The organism is Marivita sp. S0852 (assembly GCF_046591575.1).
GTDB lineage: Bacteria > Pseudomonadota > Alphaproteobacteria > Rhodobacterales > Rhodobacteraceae > Marivita.
The window spans coordinates 69,881-85,958 of record NZ_JBIQWA010000001.1 but is presented as its reverse complement, the minus strand read 5'-3'; the positions used below and the strand labels follow the sequence as shown (position 1 = coordinate 85,958).

The following is a 16,078-nucleotide window of genomic DNA, read 5'->3' as shown; positions in this document are numbered from 1 at the left end:
ATGCTTCCAGTGCGTGTCACCAAACGGACCAATATCGCAATGCGCGTCCTGATGTTTTGCGCGGCGAATGTCGGGCGGCTCGTCACCAAGTCTGAAATTGCCGAGTGTTGTAACGCATCAGAAAATCATCTTGCGCAGGTTATCAATCAATTGGGTCAGCTTGGGTTTCTGCATACCCAGCGCGGACGCAATGGCGGGCTGTCGCTTGGCCGGCCGGCCGAAGAAATCCGAATCGGGGATGTCTTTCGCGTGCTTGAGGCTCCGGTGCCGATTGCAGAATGCTTTGCGGATGTCGACAACACCTGCCCGCTGACCGAATCATGTCGCTTGCGCACCGCACTGACCGATGCTGTCGAGGCATTTTACAAATCGCTCGACCCAATCACGCTGGATGCGTTGATATGTCAAAACCATGCTCTGCTGGATATTCTGAACCCGGCCAAAGCATGCTCTGATCGAGAGGCCGCTTTAGCTGTTTGACGTATTGTGCCGAATTTGAATTCGGTCTACAATTGCATACAACTGCGATGGGAGAACCGGCTTTGCCGGTGCCGAAGGAGCAACCGCCCCCGGAAACTCTCAGGCCTAAGGACCGTCGCGGACATAAACTCTGGAGAGATCTTGGAAAGGTCCAAGGCGCCGAAGGGATAACGATCTCAGGCAAAAGGACAGAGGGGGCATAGGACGAACGCGCTGTTGCGCGATTTTGAATATGCCGGTTGTCGCTTTGCTTAAACATCCGGCCCGTTGGGAAGGGATGTCGCGTGAGTGAATTACAGCGCACGCCGCTATACGATTTGCACGTTTCGCTGGGCGCGAAAATGGTGCCATTTGCGGGTTACGAGATGCCCGTTCAATACAAGCTTGGCGTGATGAAAGAACACCTGCACTGTCGTGCCGCTGCAGGTTTGTTCGATGTCAGCCATATGGGTCAGGTTGTGCTGCGCGCGCGCGATCCCGAAATGGCAAAGCGCGCCCTGGAAACCCTTATTCCCCAAGATGTTCTGTCGCTTGGCACCGAGCGGCAACGCTATGGCTTTTTCACCAATGACGCGGGCGGGATCGAAGACGATATGATGTTTGCCAATCGCGGCGATCATCTTTTCGTTGTTGTGAACGCAGGCTGCAAACATGCCGATGTCGCGCGGATGCGCGCCGCGCTTGAACCAGATGTAACAGTCAAGCTGTTGGAAAACCGGGCCTTGCTGGCGCTGCAGGGCCCGAAGGCCGAAGCGGTCCTGGCCGAACATCATCCGATGGTTGCCGACATGCGGTTCATGGATGTCGCCACAGTGCCTTTGGCGGGGGCAGAGTGCTGGGTCACGCGATCCGGATACACTGGCGAGGACGGATACGAAATTTCCGTCCCGATTGCCGCTGCCGCAGATTTGGCCAAGGCGCTTTTGGCACATGACGATATCGAAGCCATTGGATTGGGCGCGCGTGATTCTCTGCGCTTGGAAGCCGGCCTTTGCCTTTATGGGCACGACATTGACGCAACCACCTCGCCAATAGAAGCCGGGTTGGGCTGGAGCATCCAGAAATCCCGCCGCTCTGGCGGAGACCGTGAAGGCGGGTTTCCGGGGGCCGCACGGATTCTGGCCGAACTTTTTGACGGCACGGCGCGTAAACGTGTCGGATTGCAGCCGGAAGGCCGCGCACCCATGCGCGAAGGCACGTCGATATACGCCACGGCCGAAGCAGAAACTCCAATCGGAACGGTCACATCGGGCGGGTTTGGTCCCAGCGCCGAAGCCCCTGTCGCAATGGGGTATGTCACTGCCGATCACGCCCAAATCGGCACCGCTCTGTTCGGCGACGTCAGAGGCAAGCGACTGCCTGTGGCGGTAGTAAAATTGCCCTTCGTGGCACCCGGTTTCAAACGATAATCTATCAAAGAGGGACTTATGAAATACACTGAAGAACACGAATGGCTTCGCGTTGATGGAGACGAAGTTTTCGTTGGCATTTCCACCCACGCCGCCGAACAGTTGGGCGATGTTGTCTTTGTCGAACTGCCAGATGCTGGCACCACGGTTGGAAAGGATGACGAGGTCGTTGTGATCGAATCCGTGAAGGCCGCGTCGGATATCCTTGCCCCGCTGGATGGTGAAATCACCGAAGTGAACGACGTGCTTGCTGATGAACCGGGCAAGATCAACGAAGATCCAGAAGGCGATGCGTGGATCTTCAAGATGAAGATCGAGGACATGTCGGCGCTTGACGATCTTATGGACGAAGCCGCCTACAAGAAATTCATCGCCTGAGGCGAAAATATACGGGCGCGGTCAGGCTGCGCCCGTCTTTGGACCTGACGCAGGAAACGATGTCCCGTTTCCAACCCCAAGGAGAGTGACATGGGTTACGATGCTATCGACTATTTACCCTATGATTTCGCCAATCGACGGCATATCGGCCCATCGCCAGCGGAAATGGCCGACATGCTGGCCGTGCTTGGCGTGGAGAAAATCGACGATTTGATCGACCAGACGGTTCCTGCCGCAATCCGACAGGACGCGCCTCTGGATTTTGGCAAGGCGCTGTCAGAACGCGAATTGCTGTGGCACATGCGCCAAACGGCATCAAAGAACAAAGTCCTGACATCGTTGATCGGGATGGGGTATCACGGGTCGGTCACGCCCCCGGCGATCCAGCGCAATGTTTTTGAAAACCCGGCGTGGTACACGGCTTACACGCCTTACCAGCCCGAGATTTCGCAGGGCCGGCTTGAGGCGCTTCTGAATTATCAGACGATGGTCAGCGATCTGACCGGACTTGAAATCGCCAATGCGTCTTTGCTGGACGAGGCGACCGCCTGTGCCGAGGCTATGACCATGGCGCAACGTGTTGCCAAGTCGAAAGCGACTGCATTCTTTGTTGATGAAAACTGCCATCCGCAAAATATCTCGGTCATGAAAACCCGCGCGGCACCGTTGGGGATCGAAATTATCGTGGGCAATGTGGCCGATATGGACCCGTCGGCTGTGTTTGGCGCGATCTTCCAATACCCCGGCACATATGGCCATCTGCGCGATTTCACCAAGGATATCGAAGCCTTGCACGCAGCCAAGGCGATTGCCGTGATGTCGGCTGATCCGATGGCCTTGTGTTTGCTGAAAGAACCGGGCGCGATGGGCGCGGATATTGCGATCGGCTCGACGCAGCGCTTTGGGATACCACTTGGGTACGGTGGGCCGCACGCGGCTTACATGGCGACGAAGGATGCGTACAAGCGCGCAATGCCGGGACGCATTGTCGGGATCTCGATCGACAGTCACGGCAACAAAGCCTACCGTCTGGCCTTGCAGACGCGCGAACAACATATTCGCCGCGAGAAAGCGACATCGAATGTTTGCACGGCGCAGGCGTTGCTGGCGGTCATGGCAGGGTTCTACGCGGTCTTTCACGGGCCGAAGGGCCTTCGCGCCATCGCCCAGCGTATCCATCGCAAGACCGTGCGTCTGGCCAAAGGGCTTGAGGCCGCAGGGTTCCGGGTAGAGCCAGAAGCGTATTTCGACACCATCACGGTCGATGTTGGTTTGCTTCAACAGGGTGTCCTGCGGGCAGCGGTCCGCGAAGGTCTGAACCTGCGGCCGGTGGGCAACACCAAGGTGGGGATCACCCTGGATGAACGGTCGCGACCTGCCACCATCGAAGCCGTGTGGCGCGCGTTCGGTCTGTTGCAGACCGACACCGTTCTGACCCCTGAATACAGACTGCCGGAGACCCTTTTGCGCACCTCCGATTACCTGCAGCACGATGTGTTCCACATGAACCGCGCCGAAACGGAAATGATGCGCTACATGCGCCGTCTGGCAGACCGCGATCTGGCGCTGGATCGTGCGATGATCCCGCTTGGGTCTTGCACGATGAAGCTGAATTCGGCGGCCGAGATGATGCCGGTCAGCTGGCGGGAATTTGCGGATATCCATCCCTATGTTCCCGATGACCAGGTTGTTGGATACCACGAAATGATCGGCGATCTGAACGCCAAACTATGTGACATCACTGGCTATGATGCGATTTCCATGCAGCCGAATTCGGGTGCGCAAGGCGAATATGCGGGCCTGTTGTCCATCGCCGGATATCACCACGCCAAGGGCGAGGGGCATCGCAACATCTGTCTGATCCCGGTGAATGCGCACGGCACCAATCCGGCGTCGGCGCAAATGGTCGGGTGGAAAGTGGTTCCTGTGAAATGCGATGATCAGGGCTCGATCGATCTGGCCGATTTCAAAGCCAAGGCCGAACAGCACTCTGACAACCTGGCCGGGACGATGATCACATATCCATCGACGCATGGGGTGTTCGAAGGCACGGTCAAAGAGGTATGCGCCATCACGCATCAACATGGCGGGCAGGTGTATATCGACGGTGCCAATATGAACGCCATGGTCGGATTGTCCCGTCCCGGTGATCTGGGCGGCGATGTCAGCCACCTTAACCTGCACAAGACCTTCTGCATCCCGCATGGGGGTGGGGGTCCGGGCATGGGGCCGATTGGGGTCAAGGCACACTTGATACCGCATCTGCCTTCTGACCCGCTTGACGGGCAAGGTGCGGTCAGCGCGGCCCGGTTCGGGTCGCCGTCATTGCTGCCAATTTCATGGGCCTATTGTCTGATGATGGGCGGTGAAGGCCTGACGCAGGCGACGCGCGTTGCGATTTTGAACGCGAACTACATCGCAACCCGGTTGCAGGGGGCTTATGATGTCCTTTACCGCGGTGATGAAGGCCGTGTCGCGCATGAGTGTATTCTGGATGTGCGGCCGTTCGAAAAATCGGCGGGCGTCACCGTTGAAGACATTGCCAAGCGTCTGATTGATTGTGGCTTTCACGCACCCACCATGAGCTGGCCCGTGGCCGGGACATTGATGGTCGAACCAACCGAATCCGAAACCAAAGCCGAGCTTGACCGGTTCTGTGACGCGATGTTGGCGATCCGCGACGAAATACGCGCCATTGAAGAGGGCGAGGTTGATGCGGAACACAACCCCCTCAAACTTGCCCCGCACACGATGGAGGATCTCGTCAAGGATTGGGACCGCCCGTATTCGCGTGAGCAGGGCTGCTTCCCTCCGGGGGCCTTCCGGGTCGACAAATATTGGCCGCCGGTCAACCGTGTCGATAACGCATATGGGGATCGTTATCTGGTCTGCACCTGCCCGCCGATGGAAAGCTATCAAGAAGCGGCGGAATAAGCCGGGTGTTAGGCCCGCTTGTCTGACCCGAGACCATGCAAAGGCCCAATCGTGCAAGCGGTTGGGCCTCGTGTTTCGCACTTTGGAAAAGCCAAAAAGCGTGGGCAATCTGCTTGCCCCGCCCCCCCACAATCCCCTACACACGCTTGTAACAATTGTAAGGAGCCGTGATGCGCCGAGTTGTCGTAACCGGATTGGGAATTGTCTCGTCCATCGGAACCAACAAAGACGCCGTTCTGGCCTCGCTCAAGGCGGGGACGTCAGGGATAACGGCAAATGCCGATATGCAGGAACATGGGTTCCGGTCTCAGATCGCAGGCGCGATTGATCTGGACCTCAGTGAACATGTCGACAAGCGCACGCTTCGATTTATGGGGCCGGGTGCCGCGTATGCGCATATCGCGATGGGTCAGGCGATTGCGGATGCAGGTCTTACAGATGCCGAGGTGGTGAACCCGATGACCGGCTTGATTGCCGGCTCCGGGGGGCCGTCAACCTCTGCAATGCTGGCCGCGCATCAGACTGTTTTGAAAACCGGTGGGACCAAACGGATTGGGCCTTTTGCCGTACCCAAAACCATGTCCTCGACCGTCAGTGCAAATCTTGCAACGGCCTATCAGATCAAAGGCATGAACTTTTCGATCACCTCTGCCTGTTCAACATCCTTGCATTGTATCGGCATGGCGGCGCAGCAAGTGGCACTGGGCCAGCAGGACATCATGTTTGCCGGGGGCGGCGAGGAGTTGGACTGGACGCTGTCCTGCCTGTTTGATGCCATGGGTGCGATGTCGTCGAAATATAACGACACGCCCGAGCGTGCCTCGCGTGCGTTTGATGCCGACCGTGACGGGTTCGTCATTTCCGGTGGTGGCGCAATTGTGGTGCTTGAACCGCTGGAGAGGGCTTTGGCGCGCGGCGCGCATATCTACGCCGAAGTTACCGGCTTTTCCGCTACGTCTGACGGCGCGGATATGGTTGCGCCCTCTGGCGAAGGCGGGGAACGCGCAATGCGCGGGGCGTTGGCCACACTGCCCGAAGGCCGCAGCGTCAGTTACATCAACGCGCATGGCACCTCGACCCCTGTGGGCGACGTGGGCGAGATAGAGGCCGTGCGGCGCGTATTCGGTGACGGGCAGACACCGCCTGTCAGTTCGACCAAGTCCATGACCGGGCACAGCCAGGGTGCCACCGGCGCCCAAGAGGCGATTTACTGCCTGCTTGCCCTGCAAAACGATTTTATCATTCCGTCGATCAACGTGGAAACTCTCGACCCGGCGCTGAAACCGGAAGAGATCGCCACCGAATTGGTTGAAAACGCAGGTCTCGACACGGTGATGACCAACTCTTTCGGGTTCGGCGGCACCAACGGGTCAATGCTGATGTCACAGTATCGGGACTGATCATGAGCGGACAACTGCAAGGCAAGCGTGGCCTGATCATGGGCGTCGCCAATGAACGCTCTATCGCGTGGGGGATCGCCAAAGCGATGTCAGAGGCAGGCGCAGAGCTTGCCTTTACCTATCAGGGGGAGGCGTTTGGCAAACGGCTGGAACCGCTCGCGGCCTCGGTTGGGTCGGACTTCATGGTGGATGTCGATGTCACTGACGACGCTTCTCTGGATGCCGCGTTCGAACAATTGGCGGCACGTTGGCCGACGATTGATTTTGTTGTTCATGCAATTGCGTTTTCGGACAAATCCGAATTGACGGGCCGTTTTCTGAACACATCGCGCGACAATTTCAAAACTTCGCTCGATATCTCTGCCTACAGCTTCATCGACGTGGCGCGCCGTGCCCATCCTTTGATGGTCGACAATGGCGGCACCTTGTTGACGTTGACCTATATGGGGTCCAGCCGCGTCACCCCGAATTATAATGTCATGGGTGTTGCCAAAGCCGCATTGGAAGCGTCGGTGATCTATCTGGCGAACGATCTGGGCCCCGAAGGCATTCGTGTGAATGCAATCTCACCCGGCCCGATGAAAACCCTGGCGGGAGCCGCGATCGGCGGGGCGCGCAAAACCTATAAACACACCGACACCAACGCCCCTTTGCGCTCTAACGCGAGCCTTGAGGCGGTTGGTGGAACAGCCGTCTATCTGGCGTCAGACGCCGGGGCCTGCACCACGGGGGAAACCATTCGTGTTGATGGCGGCTTTCATGTGCTTGGGATGCCTCAATACGACAACCTCTAAAAGGTGACCGGTGCGCCCTAGAACCACTGCCCGGTTTCCATCAGTCCCAAATCCAGCAATTGCCGCGAATGCCATTGAAACGGCACCGAATTGTGCCAGCGGAATGTCTCGATTTCAAAGGCCGACCCCGGATTGCGCTTGAGCGCCTTTGCCGTTCGGAACGACGCAACAGCCGCCGTCAGATTGTTGTGCCAAGGGCACGCATAGGTATTGTATTCCTGATCGTTGAATGTGTGATCGTCCTGCAATTTCAGACCGGGCTTGGCCCGAAAAAGGGCGATCCGGTCAATCTTGCGGCGCTCTGGCGGGACATGTTCCTCATAGCGCCACCGCAACCCGCCGAAAAAGTTGAGTTGCCGATCCCGGGGATGATGGGTGTCCGGGTCCGGCCGCCCAAGCGCGTAATATCCCGACCGGTCCAGATAGGCCTCTTCGATGTTCACCGCACTGGGATTACGATCAAGGTCGCCGGCATACAGATCAACGGCGTAACACAGCATTGCGTCGCGCCGTTCTTCGGTGTGAAATGCCAAAAGCTCTCCGATGGTGCGCGTTTCGCAGAACGGAAAGAACAAGTATTCTGCGTTATAGCAGACATACATCCAGACGCCGGGGGCCTTGGCGATCACGGTATTGACGATCTCTTCGCGGTCGTCGTTCTGCGCAATATTGGCGTCGACCCGCACCACACGCTCTGCAACATCCGCCGCGAGCTCGAATGACGGCATCATGAAGGCGATCACGGTTTTGAAGCCGAGTTGCAGATTGTGACGCAGGGTTGAGTCGATTTCAACATTGTCTTCGATGAAGACAAGCGCAATGGGCCCCTTGGCAACAGCTGCCGGGTTTTTGGAAAGAAGATCGTTAATGCCTGCATAACGCATGAGATTTTCCCTGCGGAGTTTGCCCCAGACTCAATGAAAAAACCGTGCATTGCAAGATGGGGGTAACTTGCGGTATCCGCACAGCCTGAAACCTGTCCGGAGGATTGGCCCCGTGTCCGAACCGAAGAAGCTTTTCATCAAGACCTATGGCTGCCAGATGAATGTCTATGACAGCGAACGCATGGCCGAAGCGCTGGGCGGGCAAGGCTATGTCGAAACGTCAGACCCGGCGGATGCCGATATGATCCTGATGAACACGTGCCACATCCGCGAAAAAGCGGCGGAGAAAGTGTATTCCGAACTGGGCCGGTACAAGAAATTCAAAGCGGCGAAACCGGATCTGAAAATCGGCGTGGCGGGCTGTGTCGCACAGGCCGAAGGCCCGGAAATCATGCGCCGCCAGCCGATGGTCGATCTGGTTGTCGGCCCGCAAAGCTATCACCGTCTGCCAGAACTAGAGGCGAAAACCCGGTCCGGGGAAAAAGCGCTCGACACGGATTTTCCCGAAGAAGACAAATTCGAGGTTCTGAAAAACCGGCCCAAAGCAAAACGTGGTCCCACGGCCTTTCTGACCGTGCAAGAAGGATGCGACAAATTCTGTGCCTTTTGTGTCGTTCCCTACACCCGCGGAGCCGAGGTTTCCCGTCCTGCGGACCGCATCCTTGATGAGGCCCGTGATCTGGTAGAACGCGGTGTGCGCGACATCACCTTGCTGGGTCAAAACGTCAACGCCTATCACGGTGCGGCCCCAAAAGGCACAGACGGCGCGGGCAGTGATTGGTCGCTTGCCAAGCTGATCTGGGCGTTGAATGATGTCGATGGTCTGGAGCGTATTCGGTTCACCACCTCGCATCCCAATGACATGACCGACGACCTGATCGAGGCGCACGGGACATGCCCCAAGCTGATGCCCTATCTGCATTTGCCTGTTCAGTCCGGTTCGGATCGTATTCTCAAGCGGATGAACCGCCAGCATACCGCAGAAAGCTATCTCAAGATCATTGAACAGCTGCGTTCGATTCGGCCCGATCTGCTTTTGTCCGGTGACTTTATCGTCGGCTTTCCCGAAGAAACCGAAGAAGATTTTCAGGCAACGCTCGATATCATCCGTGCCGCGAAATACGGGTATGCCTACAGCTTCAAATACTCCACCCGCCCTGGCACTCCGGCGGCCGAGCGGGATCAAGTCGCCGAAGATGTAAAAGACGATCGCCTGCAACGTCTTCAGGGCCTGATCACCGAACAGCAAAAGGCGGTGCAGGATGCGATGGTGGGCAAAGAGGTCACTGTGCTTTTTGAAAAACCAGGGCGCGATCCGGGGCAGATGGTGGGCAAATCGGAACACTTGCATGCCGTTCATGTGCAGACCACCGATGTCAAACCCGGCGATTTGCGCCCTGTCCGCATCCTTGAAAGCCAGCGCAATTCACTTGCGGGTGAATTGATCGCCTAGTGCAAAGATGTTGTCCTGACCGCGATATCTTGAGGTTGACCCTTTCCACAACCGCTGTCTCTGGTAGTATGCCGCTGAATCGGGTGCGGCAGATCAAATTCTGTGCCGCGCAATGTGCCGGGGGAATTTGGATATGATGAGGCGGTTGTCCGCTGTGCTGCTGGGTGTTGTGATGGCGATGCCGTCCCCGTCGGTCGCACAGCAAGGCGAACAATATATCCCGGGCGTGTGGATCGACCCGGATGGTTGTGAACACTGGGTGATGGATGACGGTGTCGAAGGCTTTATGAGCCCGCATCTGCGCCGTGACGGAACGCCCGTGTGTCACAAGGTCAGCCGGTGTGCGGTTGTTCCCACCGACCAGATGTTTGCAACCGGCAGTGCGCAGATTGCGCCGGGCGGGATCAGTGGCTTGCGGACCTTCTTTGCCGCAAACGCAGCCAACGGGTTTGTCATCGAAGGCCACACCGACAGCCGCGCATCTGACCAATACAATCTGGCGCTCAGTGAACGACGCGCGCGCGCGGTGGCGCAGGTCGCACAACAGGTCGGTGCGCGGGTTTATTCGGTGCGAGGATTCGGCGAACGCCGCCCCATCGCAAGCAATGCAAGCGCGTCCGGCATGGCCAAGAATCGACGTGTGGAAATCCTGTGTCTGCGGCGGAGTGATGATTGATGATACATCTTGGGAAAACCGCCGCATTCTGTGCCGTGCTGATGGCGACAGGCTGCGAAACCCCCAATGCTGACAAAAGCTATGATGGCGGATGGGACAAAAAACACCTGAGCGAGCTGCAAGCCGGGATCTGGATTGATCCGAATGGATGCGATCACTGGATCATTGACGATGGCGTCGAAGGATACCTGTCACCTCGACTCGATCATCATGGGCGGCCTGTCTGCTCGGGCACGCATATCGAAAGAAACACCGCAATTGGCGATTTCAAAGGGGGGTCTAGTTCCCTTATCGGCGATTCATTGTGACAGACAAGAGCACGGCTTGCACCGGACGACAAAAATCGCCACGCTTGACCTGCCATCCTTGTATCGGAGACCCGCGTGACCGCAGACACTTTGTCCGAAGCGCTTGTTGAATTCCCCGACAACCGCTTGCTCATAGATCTTTGCGGCGAATATGACCGCAACCTAAGCGAGATCGAAAATCGTCTCGGCGTGCAGATCCTGCGCCGTGGCAATCAATTGGCGATCCATGGTGACCCCGAGGCGCAAGAGGACGCGCGCGAGATCCTGATGTCGCTCTATCACCGGCTAGAACAGGGGCGCAGTGTCAATCCCAGCGATATCGATCGCGAATTGCGTATGGCCCCGGAAGAGACCAAACCGGATGACCAGATCGAAATGTTCGAAGGCGGCCCGGTCGAAATAAAAACCCGCAAAAAACTGGTCGAACCGCGCACCGACGCGCAAAAAGCCTATGTCCGCGCCCTTTTTGAAAACGAACTTGCCTTCGGAATTGGCCCGGCAGGCACCGGCAAGACCTATCTTGCAGTCGCGGTTGGCGTGAACATGTTTATCACCGGTCAGGTCGACAAAATCATTCTTAGCCGCCCTGCTGTCGAAGCTGGCGAAAAACTGGGCTATTTGCCGGGCGACATGAAGGACAAGGTCGACCCGTACATGCAGCCGCTTTACGACGCGCTGAACGATTTCCTGCCCGGCAAACAACTGGCCCGCATGATCGAGGAAAAAACGGTCGAGATCGCACCGCTGGCCTTCATGCGCGGCCGCACATTGTCCAACGCCTTTGTGGTGCTGGACGAGGCGCAGAACGCCACGTCGATGCAGATGAAGATGTTCCTCACCCGTCTGGGTGAAGGCTCGCGGATGGTGATCACCGGTGACCGCACCCAGATCGACCTGCCGCGCGGCGTCGCCTCGGGATTGCGGGACGCGGAACGCCTGCTTGCCCATATCCCGAAGATCAGCTTCAATTATTTCACCGCCAAAGACGTCGTCCGGCACCCTTTGGTGGCGGCGATTATCGAAGCCTACGAAAAAGACGCCGAAACACCCTGATCGTCTTCTTTTTACAAATATGCCGGGGGTTTGGGGGCTGGCCCCCAAATTGTATGCCGTGACCACACTGACGGACATTTTGATTGAAGAGGATCGCTGGCGGGACACATCGATGGCCATTTTGGCGGAAACCGCATCGCAATACACTCTCGCGCATCTCGACCTGCCGACCGAGGGCTACGAGATTGCGATCCTGGCCTGTAACGATGCGCGGATCGCCGAACTCAACACAGAATTCCGCGAAAAACCCACTGCAACAAATGTGCTCAGCTGGCCCGCCAACAGCCTTGCGCCCGAGGTTGACGGCGCAATTCCGCACCCGCCGCCGGACCCTGACCCGGTGATGGGCGAAGCTTTGGGCGACATCGCGATTTCCTATGAAACCTGTCTAAAAGAGGCACGGGATACGGGCAAACCCTTGGCCGACCATGTCACACATTTGATCGTTCACGGGGTGTTACATCTTTTGGGCTATGACCACATCCGTGACGGCGATGCCACGCTGATGGAACGTTTGGAAACGGAAATACTTGGCAAAATGGGTCTCTCCGACCCATATAGGGAATGATAAGGGCCATTTGGCCACCACCGGAACAGGAAAAAATGGGCGACACAGACGACTCGTCTAACGCGGCGCACAGCGCGCAGCAGACGACAGACACGAACTCCAGAGGCAATGTTTTTGCCAGAATGGCAAGATGGGTCCGAGGCACGGCAGACGCGCCTCAGGCACAGCCGTCACCCGAGGTTGCAAAAACACAGACCTCCATTCCAGGAATGATGAACCTGCGTCGTATGCGGGTTGAAGATGTTGCAGTGCCGCGCGCCGACATCACCTCGGTTCCGGACACAATCACCAAAAGCGATCTGGTCAAGGTGTTCCGCGAAAGTGGTTTGACACGTTTGCCGGTGTATAGCGGCACGCTGGACACGCCCATTGGCTTTGCCCATCTCAAGGATCTGGCGCTGGAACATGGTTTCAACGGCAAATCATCCAGCAGCTTTGATCTGACAAAACTCCTGCGCCCGTTGCTCTTTGTGCCGCCCTCCATGCCGATCGGCGTGCTGTTGACCAAGATGCAGACTGAACGCCGGCATATGGCGCTTGTGATTGACGAATATGGGGGGGTTGATGGCCTGCTGACCATCGAAGACCTGATTGAGCAGGTTATCGGAGAGATCGAGGACGAGCATGATCTTGATGAGGACAGCAATTTCACCAAGGAAAAACCGGGGGTCTATATGGCCTTTGCCAGAACGCCGCTCGACGAATTCGAAGCGGAAATCGGCGTAACCCTGACGGACCATGACGATATTGATGAACAGGAAATCGACACTCTTGGCGGGTTGGTGTTCATGCTTGCCGGTCATGTCCCCGCCCGGGGCGAAGTGGTCCCACATCCCGAAGGACCCGAATTTGAAGTCGTGGATGCCGATCCCCGCCGGATCAAAAGACTGCGGGTGCATCTGACATCAACCGCGCATGCAAATCGCGCACGGATGCGGGACCCGGCAGAGCCTGTGGCGTCCTCTTCATCCTAGTCGCATGACCGTCTTGCGCCGCGCGGCGTCCTTAAGTCTTGGCGGGCTTTTTGCCCTTGGTCAGCCGCCCTATGATCTGTGGTGGGTGGCCGTGTCGGCACTTGTGGCGGTTTTCATATTGGTGCGGGCTGATCAAAGCGCCGCATCGGCCGCATGGACGGGCGGTTTGTTTGGAGTGGGCTATTTTGCCCTTTCGTTGCGGTGGATACTGGAGCCGTTTCAGGTAGATGCCGCCGCAACAGGGTGGATGGCCCCATTTGCGCTTGTGGGGCTTGCCGCCGGATTGTCCGTGTTCTGGGCCGCCGCGTTTTGGGTCGGACGTCGCATCAGCGCGGCACCTTTCGCCATCGCGGTATGCTGGGCCACGGCAGAGTTTTTGCGCGCTTACGTACTTACAGGGTTTCCCTGGGGCCTTTTGGGCTATGTCTGGGCCTCGACACCCATCGCGCAATGGCATGCGGTGATCGGGCCGCATGGCCTGACATTTGCCACGCTGATGGTCGCTGCCTTGTTTGCGGTCGGACTAACGGTTCGCAAATGGCTGATCGCTGTTGGATTGATCGCGGTTGTCGGCGCGGCCGGTGCTTTTTATCTGACACCCGCGCCGCCCGATCTTGAGGACCGGCCTGTGGTGCGCCTGATCCAGCCAAACGCGCCGCAAGATCAAAAGTGGCACCCGGACCATATCCCCACATTCTTTGCGCGGCAGGTCGACTTTACCGCGCAGATGCCCCCACCGGATTTGATTGTCTGGCCGGAAACGGCGGTTCCGAACCTGTTGCACAACGCGGTCCCCGCCTTTGAAGTCATTGCCGAGGCCGCCGCAGGCACGCCGGTTGTTCTGGGGATTCAACGAGAAGAGGCAGGCCGCTACTACAATTCCCTGGTGACCCTGAACAAAGACGGTCAGCAGGACCAGCTCTATGACAAACATCATTTGGTGCCGTTTGGGGAGTATATGCCGTTGGCCAGCCTGTTCTCGCGTTTCAATATCCTCGGCCTGGCGGCGCGTGCGGATACCGGCTATTCTGCCGGACCGGGTCCAATGTTGATTGATCTGGGTGTGCTTGGATCAGCGTTGCCGCTGATCTGCTACGAAGCCGTTTTCCCGCAAGACGTGAATGCAAGCCCGTCCCGCCCCGATGTGGTCTTGCAGATCACCAATGACGCCTGGTTTGGCACCTATGCCGGACCGCAGCAGCATCTGCAGCAGGCCCGCCTGCGCGCCATCGAACAGGGTCTGCCGGTGATCCGTGTCGCAAATACGGGTATTTCGGCAGTGATCGATCCAGCCGGGCGCGTCATTGACGCGCTGCCCTTGGGCCGCGCCGGGTTTCTCGATGTCCCGGTGCCTGCGGGGGGGGATGCAACCCTCTACAGCATCACGCGGGATTGGTCTGCGGTGGCGGCGCTGATCGTGGCTTTTGCAGCGCTGATCGGGCGGAAGTACAGACGTGCCCATTGACCCCGGCAAGCGACGGGCGTAACGGCATCTTTACACCCCCGTCACAACGGCTTCCTGACGTGACGGCAGACCCTATTGGAGCAACCATGTCCCGACAGAATTACATCTTTACCTCGGAATCCGTGTCCGAGGGACACCCAGACAAGCTGTGTGATCGCATCTCAGACGCCGTGCTTGACGCGTTTCTGACCGAAGAACCCGAAGCGCGCGTTGCCGCCGAGACCTTTGCAACAACCAACCGCGTTGTGATTGGCGGAGAGGTGGGGTTGTCGGACAAAGACAAACTTGCCACGTTTATGGATCGCATCCCCGACATTGCCCGCGCCTGCATCAAGGATATCGGCTATGAGCAGGACAAGTTTCATCACGCAACCTGCAAAATAACCAACCTGCTACATCCGCAATCGGCGCATATCGCCCAAGGCGTCGACGCCGGTGAAGACAAAGACGAAGGTGCCGGCGATCAGGGCATCATGTTCGGGTACGCAACCAACGAAACCGACGCGCTGATGCCCGCGCCGATCCAGTTCAGCCATGCGATCCTGCGCCGTCTGGCCGAGGTGCGGAAATCCGGGCAGGAGCCGCTTTTGCGCCCCGATGCCAAATCGCAGATTTCCGTGCGCTATGAAAATGGCAAACCGGTCGGCGTGACCTCTATCGTTTTGTCCACGCAACACGCCGATGAAAGCCAGAGCTCGGCCGACATCCGCGCGATCGTTGAACCCTATATCCGCGAAGTTCTGCCGGATGGCTGGATCGATGCCGATACCGAATGGTGGGTCAATCCCACCGGCACTTTCGTGATCGGCGGACCGGATGGCGATGCGGGCCTGACCGGGCGCAAGATTATCGTCGACACCTATGGTGGTGCAGCCCCGCATGGGGGCGGGGCATTCTCGGGTAAAGACCCGACCAAGGTGGACCGATCCGCGGCCTATGCCGCGCGCTACCTTGCCAAGAACGTGGTTGCAGCCGGGATGGCGGAACGCTGCACGATTCAGCTCAGCTATGCGATCGGCGTTTCAAAACCGCTGTCCATTTATGCCGACACCCACGGCACCGGTGATGTTGCTCCCGCGGATATCGAAGCGGCCATTCCCAAGGTCATGGATCTAAGTCCGCGCGGCATTCGGACTCATCTGGAGCTGAACAAACCTATTTACCAGCGGACCGCTGCATATGGCCATTTTGGTCGTGCTCCGGATGCCGATGGTGGGTTCAGCTGGGAACGCACCGATTTGGCCGACGCCCTGAAATCCTCTGTCTGAGACCCGGTTTCGGGGTTTCTTTGGGCTGAAAATA

Annotated in this window: 15 protein-coding genes and 3 riboswitches; of the genes, 14 read left to right on the top strand and 1 reads right to left on the bottom strand. The window is 57.9% G+C overall.

Annotated features, from left to right (window positions below; translation table 11 throughout):
• Positions 1 to 9 precede the first annotated feature (9 nt).
• From ACG74X_RS00435 to ACG74X_RS00410, 6 genes are all read left to right on the top strand, one after another.
• A complete protein-coding gene (locus tag ACG74X_RS00435) occupies positions 10 to 480 on the top strand; it encodes an RrF2 family transcriptional regulator (RefSeq protein WP_411231921.1) in 471 nt (156 codons plus the stop codon).
• 38 nt (positions 481 to 518) lie between these two features.
• Positions 519 to 605: riboswitch (glycine riboswitch) on the top strand.
• A gap of 3 nt (positions 606 to 608) precedes the next feature.
• Positions 609 to 674, top strand: a riboswitch (glycine riboswitch).
• A 90-nt stretch (positions 675 to 764) separates the two neighbouring features.
• Positions 765 to 1,889, top strand: coding sequence for a glycine cleavage system aminomethyltransferase GcvT (gcvT, locus tag ACG74X_RS00430; protein ID WP_411231920.1), 1,125 nt, complete (start codon positions 765 to 767; stop codon positions 1,887 to 1,889).
• Between the two features lie 18 nt (positions 1,890 to 1,907).
• Positions 1,908 to 2,267 carry a glycine cleavage system protein GcvH gene (gcvH, locus tag ACG74X_RS00425; protein WP_411231918.1) on the top strand — a complete coding sequence of 120 codons (360 nt, stop codon included), beginning with the start codon at positions 1,908 to 1,910 and terminating at the stop codon, positions 2,265 to 2,267.
• A 90-nt stretch (positions 2,268 to 2,357) separates the two neighbouring features.
• Complete coding sequence (gene gcvP, locus ACG74X_RS00420) at positions 2,358 to 5,201, top strand: aminomethyl-transferring glycine dehydrogenase (protein ID WP_411231917.1); 2,844 nt, start codon at positions 2,358 to 2,360, stop codon at positions 5,199 to 5,201.
• Between the two features lie 170 nt (positions 5,202 to 5,371).
• Complete coding sequence (locus tag ACG74X_RS00415; protein ID WP_411231916.1) at positions 5,372 to 6,601, top strand: beta-ketoacyl synthase N-terminal-like domain-containing protein; 1,230 nt, start codon at positions 5,372 to 5,374, stop codon at positions 6,599 to 6,601.
• Between the two features lie 2 nt (positions 6,602 to 6,603).
• Positions 6,604 to 7,395, top strand: coding sequence for an enoyl-ACP reductase (locus tag ACG74X_RS00410; RefSeq protein WP_411231914.1), 792 nt, complete (start codon positions 6,604 to 6,606; stop codon positions 7,393 to 7,395).
• Between the two features lie 17 nt (positions 7,396 to 7,412).
• Here ACG74X_RS00410 and ACG74X_RS00405 read toward each other — a convergent pair whose 3' ends face one another.
• A complete protein-coding gene (locus tag ACG74X_RS00405; protein ID WP_411231913.1) occupies positions 7,413 to 8,279 on the bottom strand; it encodes a glycosyltransferase family 2 protein in 867 nt (288 codons plus the stop codon).
• Between the two features lie 112 nt (positions 8,280 to 8,391).
• On the opposite strand from ACG74X_RS00405, the gene miaB reads away from it, so the two are divergent.
• From miaB to metK, 8 genes are all read left to right on the top strand, one after another.
• Positions 8,392 to 9,732, top strand: coding sequence for a tRNA (N6-isopentenyl adenosine(37)-C2)-methylthiotransferase MiaB (gene miaB, locus ACG74X_RS00400; RefSeq protein WP_411231911.1), 1,341 nt, complete (start codon positions 8,392 to 8,394; stop codon positions 9,730 to 9,732).
• A gap of 136 nt (positions 9,733 to 9,868) precedes the next feature.
• Entirely contained in the window at positions 9,869 to 10,408 is a 540-nt protein-coding gene (locus tag ACG74X_RS00395; RefSeq protein WP_411231909.1) for an OmpA family protein, read from the top strand.
• A gap of 41 nt (positions 10,409 to 10,449) precedes the next feature.
• Positions 10,450 to 10,716: a hypothetical protein gene (locus tag ACG74X_RS00390; RefSeq protein ID WP_411232866.1), complete on the top strand. Its 267-nt coding sequence runs from the start codon at positions 10,450 to 10,452 to the stop codon at positions 10,714 to 10,716.
• Positions 10,717 to 10,791: 75 nt separating this feature from the next.
• Positions 10,792 to 11,769, top strand: a complete 978-nt coding sequence (locus ACG74X_RS00385; RefSeq protein ID WP_411231908.1) for a PhoH family protein — start codon at positions 10,792 to 10,794, stop codon at positions 11,767 to 11,769.
• A 112-nt stretch (positions 11,770 to 11,881) separates the two neighbouring features.
• Positions 11,882 to 12,337: an rRNA maturation RNase YbeY gene (gene ybeY, locus ACG74X_RS00380; protein WP_411232865.1), complete on the top strand. Its 456-nt coding sequence runs from the start codon at positions 11,882 to 11,884 to the stop codon at positions 12,335 to 12,337.
• A 35-nt stretch (positions 12,338 to 12,372) separates the two neighbouring features.
• Complete coding sequence (locus ACG74X_RS00375) at positions 12,373 to 13,311, top strand: hemolysin family protein (protein WP_411231907.1); 939 nt, start codon at positions 12,373 to 12,375, stop codon at positions 13,309 to 13,311.
• Positions 13,312 to 13,315: 4 nt separating this feature from the next.
• Positions 13,316 to 14,776, top strand: a complete 1,461-nt coding sequence (lnt, locus tag ACG74X_RS00370) for an apolipoprotein N-acyltransferase (protein ID WP_411231906.1) — start codon at positions 13,316 to 13,318, stop codon at positions 14,774 to 14,776.
• Positions 14,777 to 14,811: 35 nt separating this feature from the next.
• Positions 14,812 to 14,859: riboswitch (SAM-SAH riboswitch) on the top strand.
• Positions 14,860 to 14,862: 3 nt separating this feature from the next.
• Complete coding sequence (gene metK / locus ACG74X_RS00365; RefSeq protein ID WP_411231904.1) at positions 14,863 to 16,044, top strand: methionine adenosyltransferase; 1,182 nt, start codon at positions 14,863 to 14,865, stop codon at positions 16,042 to 16,044.
• Positions 16,045 to 16,078: the final 34 nt, after the last annotated feature.